Raw genomic sequence first — 15,532 nt, forward strand, 5'->3', positions numbered from 1 at the left:
AACACCGTCACGGCGCATCCGGCGGGCCACTTTGTCAGCCAGGAAAAGTATCTCCTTCCTGACAAAATCAAGCTGCAGGATGTCTTGGGGGAATGTCTTTTCGTTGCCAACAGATTTTGCATCAGTGGCCGGGATCACGTCTCTTTCATCTATTCCCTGAGCCAGTTGATGCATTCCGGCGCCGTGTTTTCCGAGCTTTTTTTCTAAAACATCGGCTGGGAAACGAGCCAGGTCCCCAATAGTCTGAATGCCGAGACGATGGAGTTTGCCCTGAGTCTTTTTTCCCACGCCCCACATCTTATCAATGGAAAGCGGCTCCAAGAACTCTCGTACCCGGTCAGGCGGCACGATCGTCAAACCGTCCGGTTTGTCAATGTCCGAGGCGATCTTCGCCACAAACTTAGACGGTGCAACACCGGCTGAAACCGTCAGTCCGGTTTCTTTTCGAACCATGTTCTTGATCTTTATGGCAATGTCGTCTGGTTGACCAAAAAGTCGTGTGGAACCTGTGACATCCAGAAAGGCCTCATCTATGGAAACCGGCTCGACCAATGGCGTAAAAAGACGGAATATCTTGAAGACCCGACTGGACATCTCCTTGTACCTGGACATCCTGACGGGCAGGAATATTCCTTTGGGGCAAAGGCGCATTGCAGTGACTATGGGCTGCGCGGAATGGACACCGAATTTGCGAGCCTCATACGACGCAGATGACACCACACCCCTTTCCCTCGTGCCGCCGACTATGACCGGTTTACATTTCAATTCCGGGTTATCCAGTACCTCAACTGACGGATAAAACGAATCCATGTCCAAGTGTATGATTGCTTTCGATTCAAGCTGAGTATTCATGTTCCCAGGCGCTTTATCCCTGATCATTATCATCGTTGGGATGTCTCTGGCCCGAGAATATAGGCCCTTTTCTGCCAACACAAGGGCTTTTTGTAGAGCCAATGCCCGCGTGATTGAGGGGCTTACCCAAGGCCCTTTTGCTTCGTCTCATTTCACAAATTCACTGGGGCACCTGGGGGCCTTTGACTTTTTTAACCTAATTTCGCATGCAAGGATAGATCAGATTGAAAGAAACTGAGCCATGCCAAGAAGAGCCAGGCTAGATGCCTCCGGAACCCTGCATCATGTCATTTTGCGGAGTATTGAACGGAGAAGCATCGTTGACGACGATCTAGACCGGCGGGATATCGTCTTCCGTAAACAGGAACAAGAGCGTCAGGCCGCAACAATCAAGTCGGCCCTGCAATTTTTTGGCGACTATTGAGTTCCCCTGTTTTTTCTTTCGCTGCCTTGGAAACACCAAGAAAAGCCAAGCAGGTTAAAAAAGTTAAACCGTAGACCAAGGAAATGCCTCTCTTATCAGACGCCACATGAAGTCTTCTACAGCGCTATTCGTGGTGCACTTGCATGTTGAATTCACCACTTCCTGTCATCAATAAACTTTTCCATCAAGTTCATATTGGTATTCATTTTGCGCTCCAAGTAAAGAGATAAAGGCTTTCGCCACCCCTACCGAATCAAAAGACTTTTTACTGAATACTATGATGGCTTCTAATTTTCATCCAGCGTTTTCAAAAATTCATGATAACGTTTTTTTGTTGAATCAATTATGTCGGCATAGAACAATATTTCGAACCCTGATCTATATTTTAGTCTTCTTTTCAGTTCATCATCTATTTTGCTTCCGACAAGATATCCACGACTTGAACGGAAGGTAAGATAAGTCTCAGCTATTGTCATGTAGGTTTCTAATTGATTTAAATAATCTAGTTTAAGAATATGAGATGGCTTCTTTAGTTCTAGCAGGATCAATTTATCACCAACAGTTCCGCATACGAAATCGGGTCTTTTTTCGCCGTATTTCTTTTTATCTCTCTTTGCCATCTCCTTCCCAATTGAGGTTCGCAACGTTTTATTCGAATGTAGAAGCCAATAGTGTTCATCGACTAACCACATTGCTCGTTCCAGGATGCGATGTATTGAATTATCCCCTCGAATCTCAAATGTCCTAGAGTCGTTAATCTGTTGTTCGAAAACCTCGATAGTCTCCAACCTGGTTCTAACTTGTTGTGCTACGTTTGTAATCACATTCAAGGACCAGCCTTGTAGCAAGATGTCAAGATTCTCTAAGGCTCTCTGCTTCTGCTTTGGCAGTTTTCGAACGATTGTCAGATAAGCGTCCCTAAATCCGGTATTTGCATTGGTAAGGACATCAGATATCTCACCAAAAGTTTCTATAACCGAATTAAAATCCTTGGCTGAAAACTTTTCTGGTGAAATAGCCCCGGCGAGTTCTTTAAGAAAGTCTGGATAATCCGCAACGAGCTTGGCAATATCGGCTTTTCTTGACGTCGACTTTGCTCCCTTCTTTGTCGCCAATTCAATTAACTGAGCAGACGTCTTCCAACCGAGCTTAGGGCCAAGATCCCGGTTAATAATATCCACGACCTTCTCCCACTGGTTAGGTTTTGGAAAGTGAAAAGTGTGCCTTCCTCCAGGCCACCACTTACTTAGGGTTATGCGCTCCTCGGTATTGCCGAACTGTGGGCTTGATGAGGTTATCTGGACGCTAAATTGCCTGTTAATTGGACGAAGGGCTTTTACCCAGTCAGGTTCAAATCTCCCTTTCTCGCAACTTACACATTCGGACGCACTAATTTTGTTCTCTGTTCCGCAATTACTACAAATTTTTAGATGAGTTTTCTTGGTTTGCCTCGGAATGTTTTTTTTCTTTGGCATATCGCTCACTATGGCCTAAATCAAAGAATAAAGTGGACCATAACCAACGTTTCAGAACGTCAATGAACCTGGTTAACATAAACCAAATAGGCGTGTCTTCCCTCATGCCGTTGCTCTTGTTTCGAACGTATCTTTTCGGGAAGTTGTTCAGCTTCATACTTGAAAAAAAGGTGCCGATCCTTTCGCCAAGCACGCCTTGTCTTTCTTGGCACACATAGACGTTTATGGTTAACAGTCAAACCCGTCACAATCTGTGGCTGATGCTTTCCACAAAGAGACTCCTTGTCGGGATTCAACGAAAAGGAACATTGACCGACAATCTCTTTAAGCGTTCCCTTAAACGAATCAGGGACGCAATATCCAGAAAAACACAGGTCATCGCAGTAGCGTGTGTATTTAAGACCATAGCGATCTGCCAGTCCCAGAAGCCGTCTATCTAATCTCCGGCAAACCAAATTGGCAATGTCTGTACTCATCGGTCCCCCTTGAGGAACCTGGGCCAATAATGTTGACAGCCGAGTTAGAATACTGGCAACCGGAGGGGAACAGTCCAATTCATGACGGAAGGTATGATAGACGAGATGGTGAGATATGCTGGGGAAAAATTCTTTGAAATCGAGACTCAACACCCATTCATGGCCAGCATGCATTTTTGCATTTGTAAGATTGGAGCGTCCTTTGACACCACAGTGGACGCAACTAGGAAGCTCGATCTCTTTTAAAAGGTTATGTATAGAGACCTGAATCCGTTTCAATCGAGGATTGGGTGCAGAAATCTGCCGTAGTTTTCCATTCTTTTTCTTCTTTTGCCAAAAACTATAGGAAACTTCGGCTTCTGCTGCCACCTTCTGCAATTCATCCACGCTGCTGTGGAGGCGAAAAACCAAATGCTTCAGGGTTCTGATGGCGAGAGTCTTTTTCGAATAAGGATCAGGCAATCTTCGACAGCTCCCCGTTAAGCTTGAACAATAAGAGTGAAAGGATGTTCTGCTGCAGCTTACGGAATTGTTTCTTGTCTTCCGAACTCAATTCAGTTGGCACTTCCGATGCCGCAAATACCAAGGCATGCTCAGAGACTTTCAAAGCATCAGCGAACTCCTTGATCTTATCTGCGCTCGGACCTTTTTTGTTGCTTTCGATCAGGGAAAGGTAATTCTGAGATATGCCCAATAGTTCAGCCATCTCTCCCTGACTCATCCCCTTAACAGTCCTGACTAATTTTAATACATATCCAATTTTCATTATATTCACCTCTTCCGAGGATTATTTTAAAAAAGGGTAGGTTATCTCATCAGGCAACCTGCCGAGACTTGCGTATCATCCTCGTCCACCAGGCACGAAGGACTGTGAAGGTGGCTTTGGAGAACGCAACACAGGTTAATCTCATCCATCCGATTGCCAAAGAAACTCTAAGGGATCTTTTTGTAGCTTTCAGATAGCTTTCCAAACCCGACTCAGTCAGAATATCGACTGATGAGACGGAACTCATTGAAACGCTCAAATTCATGAGTAATGCTTCGCTTTCCCGAACGACCTCAAGTGCCGCACGGATTTGTCTAATGTCCCTCGTTGACATTGAGTCTTTCCTCCTTTCTCTAGATTTACTTGAGATAGGAGAGCAACGTGGGCTTCCCAAGAAAGCCGCTTTCTCTGCAGACGTTACCCCACTTCAAAAGAAACACGGTACCAGTTCTTTGTGTCCTTTCGCCTACCCAGGCTTAATGACAAACGCACACTCTGCGTGCTGCATCTGCCCCGTGCGGAACATACGGCAATATCCATGTACATTTCGTGCACGCCGTTGGTCTTAAACATTGGCCAGTCGTCAAGTGGCCATGGACCATGCGCATATGCACACGGGCTTGCTGCATGCGTCATATGCCGCCGTTAGGAACCACAACAATCAGGTTGTGGGATCAGGGAGTTCCCTGATCTGTTATCTCGTTTGCACGAGAAGGTCGAATGACCTGTAAACAGGGTAACAATTCTGCTGGGCATTAGACTCTGCTGTTTCAATGATTTTTCAAAGAACATGGACGGCGAATCGCCGTCGGTACACGTCTAATTTAATCACAACCCTTCGATTGTCAATAGGAATCAAAGCAATTTTTTTAAATACTTGAAAACTGGTAATCTTTTTTCCAACAAATAGTAATATAAATGGAGGGCTTGACGATATATTTGCTGTTATTTTAGCTTGTTGTATGCGACCTTGAGTTACTGTAGTGGCTTTTTTATAGAGACATACTATAAGTTGTGTATCTTAAGGGTCGGATGTACGAGGTGCCTTGTTGGGTATCTGATTGAATTTTTGGCAAGGGAGGCACTTGGGGACATCTTTGACTTTTTTAACCTAATTTCGTATGCAAGGATGAATTAGATTGAAAGAAACTGAGCCATGCCAAGAAGAGCTGGGCTAGATGCCTCCGGAAGCCTGCATCACGTTATTTTCCGGGGCATTGAACGAAGAAAGATCGTTGATGACTATCGAGACCGGCGGGATATTGTCTCCCGTCAACACGAACAAGAGCGTCAGGCCGCAACAACCAAGTCGACACTGCAATTTTTTGGCGACTATTGAGCTTTCCTAGTTTTTCTTTCGCCGCCCTGGAAACACCAAGAAAAGCCAAGCAGGATAAAAAAGTCCAGGGTGTCCCCAAAGTTCACCCAAAGTTTCAGGAAGTGGTTTGGATTGAAGCTTTGATGGGGTATGGACAGCTTTCAGGCGTGATCCATATCAGCTTATTCAGAAGGAGCAACTCGTATCCGAGCGGCGTGTATTCGAACTCGTATTTCATCGTAAATTGCTATACCCATAGCAGGCGCAACTTCCAAAGTCGCCACAAGGGCGTATGGCACTGCATCCTCAAGTGCCCCTGCATCAGATGTGCAATTTACTTGAATTTCCAAATTATCACCGTCAACGAAAGCAGTGGCACGATTGCCTTCAAGGATTTCATGTTGCAGTGTTCCCCTCTTGACTGCCTGCCAATTGGCTTGCTTGCGTTCTACTCTTAGAAGTTCTTTCGGGGGCTCGAACCAAAGAGCTGCACGTCGCCAATTCTGATGTGCGGGGTTGACTGGCGTATGCCATGCCAAAGTAATCGTTAGACGCCGCCATCCTCGCTTACCGCTGAGAGAAGGAGGCAGAGGAAAGCGATGAATGTGGGCATGATCTTTTTCTATTATTCCTCCACTGAGAGCGGTAGCCAGATTTTGTGTGCACTCTTGTACTCGGGCAACGTCGATTCCTCCATATCCCAGTAAACGCGCAATATATTCCTTAAATTGCCTACTATTTGCTGTGGTTCGCAAAATCCTCTCAAGAATATTCCAGGCTTCACCCCATTCAGATGCGTGTGTCAGAAGGGCTTTGAGCCATACGGAGGCGGGAACGGTGTCGATAATTTCTCCACCTGGTTCGCTTTTGAGCTGTTCCAACACATCGTAGAGTATCCCGGCGGCCCGACTTGTTATTGCCGCTGCGTTGCTTGTTCCTCGAGTATAACATACGCTTCTCAAATCACCAGGTGGAGGACCAGGGGTGGCCACTTTTTGGCCAGGGGCTAGAGCTCCGCCATAAACCTCAAAGTTCGCGCCCGAATTCGCTACTGGGCTTTCCAAAAAAACTATCTTACCACCCGGCGCAAGAATTTCTGGTTTAATTGCTCTTCGGAATCCTAAGCCCTGAGCATTTATTGGACTTGGCAAGCCTTCATCGACATAAGGTAATATTGCGCGTGGCAGATTAGGATGATCTGAACTGTCAAACTGTAATGCCCCTGTGGTTACTACATTTACGCCTTCGGCAGGTGAAAGCAGGCGTCTGTTGCGAACGTCAGCGGCAATTGCTTTGAGAAAAAGCTCTTGAACGGTTTCTCGCGACAAAGATGAAAAATCACTTCCAGTTACATCAAGGTGAATTTGCTGCGCGTGATTTCCTGAGCTGACAATAAAGAGAACCTGGTATTCCCATGTCAACCAGTCAAGAAGACGTGCGAAAGGACTCAGCGCCCCATGAAAAAGCCTGTCTTTAATGCCAACAGACAAGTTGATGATGCAGACCGTAGGGGCGGTTGCCGGATCATTTCCATCTCTTTCAAAAATACGACGCACGGCCCGATGAATAAGGTCAACCACTAAAATATTTTCTGCAACCGTCTCTTCTCGTGGCTGACGCCAATCGCGTGCATCCGGTTGCAGGATTGGACGAACATAAAGTGGTCGATTCAAAGGTTGTTCATGGCTATCCAAGTCGCCATGTAAAATCAAAGATGCCATCGCTGTTCCGTGACGGCGTTCTTGTGCCTGGTATTGCGATTCAACGTCATCGGGATCGTCGACAATGAGGCGGCCATTTAGTCTTTGATGACCTTGGAGTGGAAAACCATCTAATAATGCCACAACAGGCTCTCCAATATCGTCTCGAGGTTCTATCACCTCTGTGCCATCGATAACAACCTCATCATCGGGTATTATACCTGCCATCTGCCCTGTGGCTCGAAAGAACTGTATCTGCTCGCACTGTACAAGGCTAACATCATAACCAGACCCGTCAATTATCTCCGCGACTCCTGTAGCCGGTAATTCAGCGAGAAGTGCATGGTAGTTAATTTTCTCGATAATAGCTTCTTGGCTAATGTGGCCTCGCAGCGCTTCTACGAGGTTCGTAACACGCTCCCTAGCTGCCGCCCGCACGTGCAGGTTGCTCCGAAACCATAGTTCTATCTCACACGGAAGAATTTCTTTTTCGTGATCAACCCTTTCCTTCCAATCTTCAATGATGCCCGTTTCTAAAAGGCGATCTTTAACACCCCAAGGTCGTACGTCTCGCAAATGGGCAAAAAGTTCGTTCCATTTCCTAAGCCCTTGCGGGAGCTGTAACCCTTCCCCCCAGTTTCTCCAAAGTGAAAGCATTTGATTCAAGGCTTGCTGATTCGAAAAGACTAGGAAAATCCGACCACGTAATGCTTTTTCAGGCTTTGGGCGACCTTTGGAATCTAAAGCGAAAAAGTCATCATCAGGGGGGATATCTTCTTCTTCAATCTCGCCAAGAAACTCCATGCCTGGAATATTCCGGGCGGCGACCAAGAAATTTTCTACAGGGCCAACACTCTCAAGAACCAGCACTTCTTCAGGGATAGCACCCACAGCTTCAACACTTAGTCGTGCCCTTCGAGAGTCAAAAGCGTCTTTTAGGATTGTAAATCGTGGCCTGAGCCTATCGACCTGCCTATGACGGCTCGGACGGTGGATTGTGCCACCACCCCCATATTTCCTTCGCCTTTCGACAGGGGGGCCTGGTCTAGGAAGTATTAGCAAAGGCCGATCAGGCATTTATCATTCCTATTTGGCTATTGCTTATTGTTTATGGAAAAGCGGTTTTCCCATTGTGATAGTCGCTCGTTAACAATCCGTGTTATATTCGCGTCTGGAAGAGCCATCACATAACGGCGTTGAACATCAAGACTGAATTGCTCTAATTCTGAAAAACTCAGGCCGGAAAGGCTTTTGGAGAGTTTCTTGGGATTAAATTGAAATTTGAGCCCACGCCTTTTCTCAAAACGTGAAAACCATTCTCCAATATCGTCTAGCGTTGGCGGTGGCAGTTGCAACCTTAACTGAAAGCGCCTCCATACTGCTCGGTCGAGAAGTTCTGGATGATTAGTTGCTGTAACTACAATGACATAACTCGGAAGCGCATCAACTTGAAGGAGAAGTGAACTTACGACCCGTTTTATTTCCCCCGTCTCATGTACATCACCTCTCTCTTTGCCCACAACATCGAACTCATCAAAAAACAATACGGCCCGGCGAGTCCTGACTTGATCGAACAGGCGAGCGACTCGAACAGCTGTTTCCCCTAAGTAACTCTTTATTATCGATTCATATCGTACTACTAACAATGGCAGCGCCAATTCGTTTGCCAATGCCTCTGCAAGAGAGGTTTTCCCGTTTCCTGGAGGGCCAGCAAGAAGTACCCGATGACGGGGTTCAAGATTATGTGAGCGCAGAAGATCTGATCGGCTCTGTTCTTCAATCATTTCTTTGCATGCATTTGTGACAGCATCACTCAAAACCAAATCTTCTAACTGGCGGTTGGGGTTGATTTCGTAAAAGAGCTCTCCTACTGGGCCGTTGGCAACTGATGGTGCAGGGATTGATTTGAAATTATTGGACTGGTTTAAGTGAGCAGCCAGCCTGTCAGCAAGGATATGGTGCTGCTTTGCACGCTCCTCTGCAACAAGTGCCTCAAGCGTTTTACGAAACAGATCCCGCTCACCTCGTGCTCCGGCACGCACCAAATCTAGTAACAAATCGGCCCGCGCCATATTAAGCCCCCTGACTTGCGTAACGTCTTTGACGCATTGGAATTAACCTGTCAATAGCAGTTAAGGGCTGCCAGCTGGAAGATGCGAAAAACAGAGCTAAACACCCGCAACTGACAGTTTTTTATCCCATCTTTCCGAATTCATGTCAGGATTTCGTTGAATACATGCGGCTCAGGTCTTAATTTGTGGCTACCACATGAGAATATCACATACCTAGCTATTCCATTCAATACAACCTGGAATCCTTAAATTGGGAAACAATACCGAAACCGTCCTGAATATGCAACTTGAATATGGAATCTGGCTCACGAGACGAAGGACACTTTGGGGACCCAGTTTCATATGCAAGGATAAATCAGATTGAAAGAAACTGAGCCATGCCAAGAAGAGCCAGACTGGATGCCTCCGGAAGCCTTCAGCACGTTATTTTCCGGAGTATTGAACGAAGAAACATCGTTGACGACGATCGAGACCGGCAAGATATTGTCTCCCGTCAACACGAACAAGCGCGTCAGGCCGCAACAATCAAGTCGGCGCTGCAATTTTTTGGCGACTATTGAGCTCTCCTACTTTTTCTTTCGCCGCCTTGGAAATACCAAGAAAAGCCAAGCAGGTTAAAAAAGTCAAACCCGTCCCTAAAATTCCCCATCTTTCTTGCTATTTCTTCAAAATACGCAATGAGGGGTAAAAGTTGATTGGCATATCGGATGTTACTTGAATTGAAAGATTCTGCGGAGGACCGTTTGAGGGCTGTCGTCGAGAGGTTCGGCAGCATGCTAATATAGACGAGGAATTTCCGATTTCTCACATGGGGAGGTAAGAAAACGGATAAAGTGTCATTTTTCCGAAAAGGACACCGAATATAGTGATAGGGGGAATCAATCTAAGCTTTAACGCTGAAGTTTTGATTTGAGGAAATTGGATAAGGAAAGGTCTATTGTTTTAATTTTTCAGCTTTGGCAAGCTTCTCTTTTGCCTCCGCATTTTTGCCAAGCTGCATTAGGGTGCCCCCCCAATTTTGCCATATCATTGAATCTTGTGGTTCAAGGCCGACTGCCTCTTCAAAACATTTCGCAGCCTCTTCAAAATTTCCGTTATTGAATAGAGCCAGTCCTAAATTATTAAGGCTGTTGGCATCTCGTTGCAACTTAACAGCCGTTTTCATTTTTTCAAGAGCCTCTGCATGTCTTCCCATTGCTGTCAAAGCCATTCCCAAGTTAGACCATGCCTCAGCAGCAAACTGTGAATCAAGTTCGATTGTTTTTTGGAATTTCTGAGCAGCTAGTTCATATTCTCCCAGTTGAAACAAAAAAGTACCCCAATTGAGCCAAAGGATAGCAGACTCAGGCTTTCCGTTAGTTCCCTCTTGATAGAGTTTCATTGTCTCTTCGTGCCTACCTACCTCAAACAACGCAAACCCAAGGCTGTTGATAATAGCCATGTTATCAGGATTAAACTTCAAACCTTTTTTATATGTTGTGATAGCGTCTTCATGTTTTCCTTGTTTTTCTAGTACCCAACCCAGTTTGTGCCATGCATCGCCTAAACTTTCTTTTTTGCTTAGGGCAATTTCAAATTTTTCAATAGCTTGATCATAATGTCCAATTTGAACCAATGACCAACCCCAATTAGTCCAAAATTTCAAGTTGTCTGGATTATGTTTTATGGCTTCCTCATATTTTTCAATAGCGTCCTTATACTTGCCCTGTTTTTCCAAAACCCAGGCCCAATTCCCCCAAGCACTGGCGTAGTTCTTCTTCAGTTCAGTAGCTGTTTTATACTTGGCAGCTGCTTCTTCCCACTTGCCAGCCCTAGTTAATGCCAACCCCCAATTATACCAGGTTTCTGGTCTATTCGGTCCCTGTGTTGTGGCTAGTTTAAATCTTTCAAAAGCCTCATCTTTATTTCCAAGCATTTCTAACGCAGCGGCCCACATATCATTCACGGAGGCACTATCTGGCTTAACATCTGAAGCTTTTCTAAGTTTTTCTATCGCCTCTAAAGGCCTTCCCAACTTCACTAAAACAGCTCCCCAATTGTACCATGCCAAAAAAGCATCGGGACTGAGTTCTGTGCATTTAGAGAAAGCTATTATTGATTGGTCATATTCAGATTTATGAGCCAAGGCGATGCCAAGCTTGAACCAACTAAAGGCGGCTTCTTTCTCATTATCTTTTGCAATTTGCTCAAACAGGTTTACAGCGTTTTCATAATCCTTTTTTCCAACAGCCTGCATCGCCTGATTGAACTTGACACTCTCTTCCAGTTTTGAAAGTACATCTTGGAGTGGAAGTTCCAATCTAATTCTTAGCCCTCCTGGCGGAGAAGTCTCTGGCACTTGAGAAATGCCAGCAGAGCTTTTTTCTACTATTTGCTTGAGTTCAACCGCCCTTGCGTTCTCCTTTTCAATTTCTTCCAATTTAATTGAGGCACGAATTGTCGCTCCTAAAAACAATCCAAGTAGGATCACACAATGGATTATCAACCAGCCCTTGTAGATTTTTCCCGTTCCGTCAAGCAGCTTGTTTTGCCACAAAACTCCCAGGAAGTAGATCACAAACCCAATAAACGCTGCTAAATAGTTCGCACCAATAATCTTCCAATACATAGTCTTGCCTTTAAAGGAGTGGGCGGTTTACAGTAGAATTTTTGATGGCATGTATCACGTCAAGATGATTTTAGCGAGGATTAACGGGAGTTACACTATGACTGTGGGATAACCTACCGTCATCATATCTTGATCCAAGCTTCTATCTCTTAGTTTGTATATAAAAAGCCCTGGAAACGAGCAGGGCTTCGCATAGTTTTGGGGGCACTTGGGGGACATCTTTGACTTTTTTAACCTAATTTCGCATGCAACGATAGATCAGATTGAAAGAAACTGAGCCGTGCCAAGGAGAGCCAGGTTAGATGCCCCTGGAACCCTGAATTATGTCATTGTCCGGGGTATTGAACGGAGAAACATAGTTTACGACTGTCGAAACAGGCAAGATTTTGTCTGTTGCCTTCGGGCACCAGAGGTTCAGATCACAACAATCAAGATGATACTGCAATTTTTTGGCGATTGTTGAGCCACCCACTTTTTCTGCTGCCGCCTTGGAAACACCAAGAAAAGCCAATCAGGTTAAAAAAGTCCAGGATGTCCCCGAAATACCCCCGGTGGGCTTCTCCCGTTTGAAATTAAAAGAAGTTAAAAAAGTCAAACCCGTCCTCAAAGTCCCCCCCTATAAGCAGTTGGTCCCTTCGGGCCTTTAAGGACGAAATCCTGGCAAGCAGCTCGGACCGCTTGACTTCAAGGTCCTTCAGTTCTGACTCCGTTCTTGCAATCAGGCGGTCAATTTTCGATGTATCTTTCATGATGGAATATTTTATAATTTTATCAACAAATTATGTCAATATCCCCATTGAAACGGTTAGAAAATTTTTCAGAATATGGTGTTTACGAACCTGGGGAAATAGAAAGCATTGCGAAAATCAGATTGTTTCCGTGCGGCACCACGCATTATTGGGCCGTATAATGTGAGTATTTGCCCTTTTTTTTGCCGAAAACCTCTTGACTGTTGGGCTGGACAGTGACACAATACGAGATCATGAAACGGGATATCTACGCTAAGTTGCAATATTGGAAAGCATCCAGGAGGAGAAAACCACTCTTATTACAGGGTGCTCGGCAGACCGGAAAGACGTACATTCTCAAAGAATTCGCAGAAGGCGAATATGAAAATTGTATTTATTGTAACTTCGAAGAGGATCCCAGCCTCGATGAGTTCTTTCAGCGAGATCTGGACCCCTCGAGAATCCTACGGGATCTTTCCATTTACGCCAACAAGGAAATCAAGCCCGAAGTCGATCTTGTGATCTTTGACGAGATTCAGGTTTCGGGTCGGGCCTTGAACTCGCTCAAATATTTTGAAGAAAAGGCCAAGACCTTTCATATTGCAGCTGCGGGATCTCTCCTAGGTGTAAAACTCTCAACACCTGGTTCGTTCCCTGTCGGCAAGGTCAGTTTTCTGCATCTCTACCCCATGACTTTCCTTGAATTCCTCGATGCAATGGGAGAATCCAGGTACAGGAAATTGATTGAAGATATTGACGCATTCGCTCCTTTTGAAGAACCGTTCCATCTAGACTTGATAAATCACCTGGGTCGTTACTACGTTGTTGGAGGCATGCCGGAAGCAGTTAAACACTTTGCAGAAAAGGGCGATATACGGGAAGCGCGAGTGATTCAGAACGAAATTATAAACTCATATGTCCTGGATTTTGCCAAACACGCCCCGGCGGTGGAAATACCCAAGCTCACACAAGTTTGGGAATCCATACCGAAACATCTGGGGAGGGAAAACAAAAAGTTTATCTTCTCAGCAGTCAAAAAAGGAGCCCGGGCCCGGGAGTATCAAAATGCGTTAACTTGGTTGGAGGACGCCGGTTTGATTTTTCGGGCGTATGCAGTTGAAACTAGCAGGCATCCGCTCAAACATTATGCTGAGACCTCTTGCTTCAAAGTCTACGCACTAGACGTGGGGCTATTGGGAGCCATGGCCAAAACACCTATGGACCTTTTGGTCCAGGGAAAACGACTCTACAACGAATACGAAGGCGCCTTTGTTGAAAGCTATGTGGCCCAGCAACTGGTATCCCATTTTCAGCAGGAACTGTATTATTGGCGGAGCAAGGGAGGTAAGGCTGAGCTTGATTTTCTCCTTGAAATGGGAAATGGAGTCTTTCCTCTGGAGGTCAAAGCAGGCATTAATCTTAAAAGCAAGAGCTTGAAGTCTTATGATCTACAGTTTGCGCCGCCCAAGCTCGCTAGGACGAATCTTCTGAACCTTAAAAAAGACGGGAAGATCTGCAATCTGCCACTCTATGCCACGTCGTTGTTGCCCCGACTCCTGGTCTCCTAAGACGCTCAAATATTAGGAAACGTTTTTCAAAATCCATTATGGAGCCCCACGGGTAACCCCGCGGTTCCCATATGCCATGCCAAGAAGAGCCAGACTGGATGCCTCCGGAACCCTGCATCATGTCATTGTCCGGGGCATTGAACGAAGAAACATCGTTGACGACGATCGAGACCGGCAAGATTTTGTGTCTCGCAACAAGGAAACAGTTTTCCGCCCAAAAGCGCATGAAACGCGCTGCTTTACTTGTAGAGACACTGTGCAAGAAGGAAAACATCAGCGTAAAAGTGCTGAAAGCACGAAACCGGCGGTGGGAAATATCAAAGGTAAGGCATCAGTCGGCACAGGTCTTTGTTGACCACTACGGACTCTCGCTCACTGAGACAGGACGTCAATATGCCTTATTTTGTCTAACAGGGGGTAATTTCGGGTCCGAACCTAAAGTAATCGTATAGTGGATCGGGGATTTGAGCCTCCCGCAATTATCCGGAACGTGGGATGGAACAGTCGAGACTTGGTACAATATCAAACATAGTTAGAGGTATAGCTTGGTTAACAGAAGGATTATTCTGACACACTCGTTGGTTTCCTTTCCCGAATTATGTCCCCATAGTCAGGGGCGTTCCTTGACTATCCCGATCAAAGAAATCAAATGATCAATATTATCGACAAATAGTAGTGCCAAGACCATTTTGCGTCTTTTTATCACCTTGGTAATATTGATGGACTCGTAAAAAGTCGTCACTCCGGTGAAAACCGGAGTCCAGAGCCTTTGTAACTAGCTGAACAAACTGGATTCGGGCTTTCGCCGGAATGACAGAAAGAGGTGTTTTTCGACTTTTTACGAAGCCGTCAATATTGATAAATCAAAAATCAACCACCAAAGATCAGCCTGGCCAGACTTCGCAAAAGCCTCAATTTCAGATAAAAGCCATCTAATCCAAACCGTCTCCCAGAAGATCCTTAACAAAGAATCAATGCTGTGTTATAAACATCGGTTCGGCCAAATCTGATGAAAATGAAAAAGGAGTTCTCATGATAAGCGCAGATAACGTAACCCTCTCCTTTGGGAAGAGAGTTCTTTTTAACAAAGTCAATGTCAAGTTTTTACCCGGCAATTGTTACGGCCTTATTGGTGCCAATGGGGCCGGTAAATCAACTTTTTTAAAAGTTCTCTCCGGAGAGATTGATCCCACTGACGGCTTTATTTCCCTTCAACGCAAGGTCCGCATCGCGGTTTTACAACAGGACCAGTTTGCTTTTGACGAACATAAGGTTATTGACACCGTCTTGATGGGTCATAAGAAGCTTTACAAGGTATTGATGGAGCGGGAAGCCATCTATTCAAAATCAGAATTTACTGAAAAAGACGGCGTAAGGGCGGGCGAACTGGAAGGCGTGCTTGCTGATTTAAAGGGATGGGAGGCTGATGCCGACGCAGCCATTATGCTCGACGGCCTGGGCATAGCAGAAAACCTTCACCGAAAAAAAATGAAAGAATTGGACAGCACGGAAAAGGTACGAGTCCTTCTTGCACAGGCCCTTTTC

The 15,532-nt window shown here is 45.4% G+C and carries 14 protein-coding genes and 1 pseudogene; 6 read left to right on the forward strand and 9 right to left on the reverse strand.

What is annotated here, in order from left to right; translation table 11 throughout:
- Window positions 1-852 (reverse strand): DNA polymerase IV (gene dinB / locus JW883_16530; GenBank protein ID MBN1843872.1); only part of this gene is annotated, 852 nt, incomplete at its 3' end.
- Between the two features lie 241 nt (window positions 853-1,093).
- Between dinB and JW883_16535 the strand changes: the two are divergent.
- Window positions 1,094-1,195, forward strand: a pseudogene (locus JW883_16535) (transposase).
- 368 nt (window positions 1,196-1,563) lie between these two features.
- Here the strand turns inward: JW883_16535 and JW883_16540 are convergent.
- Genes JW883_16540 through JW883_16555 form a run of 4 tightly spaced genes read right to left on the reverse strand, consistent with a single transcriptional unit; the run spans window position 1,564 to window position 4,327 of the window.
- Window positions 1,564-2,751 carry a hypothetical protein gene (locus JW883_16540; protein MBN1843873.1) on the reverse strand — a complete coding sequence of 396 codons (1,188 nt, stop codon included), beginning with the start codon at window positions 2,749-2,751 and terminating at the stop codon, window positions 1,564-1,566.
- Between the two features lie 59 nt (window positions 2,752-2,810).
- A complete protein-coding gene (locus JW883_16545) occupies window positions 2,811-3,689 on the reverse strand; it encodes an RNA-directed DNA polymerase (protein ID MBN1843874.1) in 879 nt (292 codons plus the stop codon).
- Window positions 3,682-3,993 (reverse strand): helix-turn-helix transcriptional regulator, encoded by a 312-nt coding sequence (locus JW883_16550; protein ID MBN1843875.1) that lies wholly within the window; start codon window positions 3,991-3,993, stop codon window positions 3,682-3,684. Before JW883_16550 ends, JW883_16545 begins: the two co-directional genes overlap by 8 nt.
- A gap of 49 nt (window positions 3,994-4,042) precedes the next feature.
- Window positions 4,043-4,327, reverse strand: a complete 285-nt coding sequence (locus JW883_16555; GenBank protein ID MBN1843876.1) for a hypothetical protein — start codon at window positions 4,325-4,327, stop codon at window positions 4,043-4,045.
- An 822-nt stretch (window positions 4,328-5,149) separates the two neighbouring features.
- On the opposite strand from JW883_16555, the gene JW883_16560 reads away from it, so the two are divergent.
- Window positions 5,150-5,332 carry a hypothetical protein gene (locus JW883_16560; protein MBN1843877.1) on the forward strand — a complete coding sequence of 61 codons (183 nt, stop codon included), beginning with the start codon at window positions 5,150-5,152 and terminating at the stop codon, window positions 5,330-5,332.
- Window positions 5,333-5,493: 161 nt separating this feature from the next.
- On the opposite strand, the gene JW883_16565 is transcribed toward JW883_16560, so the two are convergent.
- Window positions 5,494-7,902, reverse strand: a complete 2,409-nt coding sequence (locus JW883_16565; GenBank protein MBN1843878.1) for a S8 family peptidase — start codon at window positions 7,900-7,902, stop codon at window positions 5,494-5,496.
- 203 nt (window positions 7,903-8,105) lie between these two features.
- Window positions 8,106-9,083, reverse strand: coding sequence for an ATP-binding protein (locus JW883_16570; protein ID MBN1843879.1), 978 nt, complete (start codon window positions 9,081-9,083; stop codon window positions 8,106-8,108).
- A 377-nt stretch (window positions 9,084-9,460) separates the two neighbouring features.
- Here JW883_16570 and JW883_16575 point away from each other — a divergent pair, with 377 nt between their 5' ends.
- Window positions 9,461-9,643 carry a hypothetical protein gene (locus JW883_16575; protein ID MBN1843880.1) on the forward strand — a complete coding sequence of 61 codons (183 nt, stop codon included), beginning with the start codon at window positions 9,461-9,463 and terminating at the stop codon, window positions 9,641-9,643.
- A 374-nt stretch (window positions 9,644-10,017) separates the two neighbouring features.
- On the opposite strand, the gene JW883_16580 is transcribed toward JW883_16575, so the two are convergent.
- Together JW883_16580 and JW883_16585 are read right to left on the reverse strand one after the other, a co-directional pair.
- The gene (locus JW883_16580) at window positions 10,018-11,691 is read right to left on the reverse strand and encodes a tetratricopeptide repeat protein (GenBank protein MBN1843881.1); all 1,674 of its coding nucleotides are present in this window, start codon (window positions 11,689-11,691) and stop codon (window positions 10,018-10,020) included.
- A 572-nt stretch (window positions 11,692-12,263) separates the two neighbouring features.
- The gene (locus JW883_16585) at window positions 12,264-12,440 is read right to left on the reverse strand and encodes a hypothetical protein (GenBank protein MBN1843882.1); all 177 of its coding nucleotides are present in this window, start codon (window positions 12,438-12,440) and stop codon (window positions 12,264-12,266) included.
- Window positions 12,441-12,673: 233 nt separating this feature from the next.
- On the opposite strand from JW883_16585, the gene JW883_16590 reads away from it, so the two are divergent.
- The 3 genes from JW883_16590 to JW883_16600 all read left to right on the forward strand — a co-directional run.
- Window positions 12,674-13,987, forward strand: a complete 1,314-nt coding sequence (locus JW883_16590; protein ID MBN1843883.1) for an ATP-binding protein — start codon at window positions 12,674-12,676, stop codon at window positions 13,985-13,987.
- A 71-nt stretch (window positions 13,988-14,058) separates the two neighbouring features.
- Window positions 14,059-14,439 (forward strand): hypothetical protein, encoded by a 381-nt coding sequence (locus JW883_16595; GenBank protein MBN1843884.1) that lies wholly within the window; start codon window positions 14,059-14,061, stop codon window positions 14,437-14,439.
- A gap of 580 nt (window positions 14,440-15,019) precedes the next feature.
- Window positions 15,020-15,532: ATP-binding cassette domain-containing protein (locus JW883_16600; protein ID MBN1843885.1), on the forward strand; the 513-nt coding region annotated here is incomplete at its 3' end.

The organism is Deltaproteobacteria bacterium, assembly GCA_016930875.1.
In the GTDB taxonomy this organism is placed as follows: Bacteria; Desulfobacterota; Desulfobacteria; order Desulfobacterales.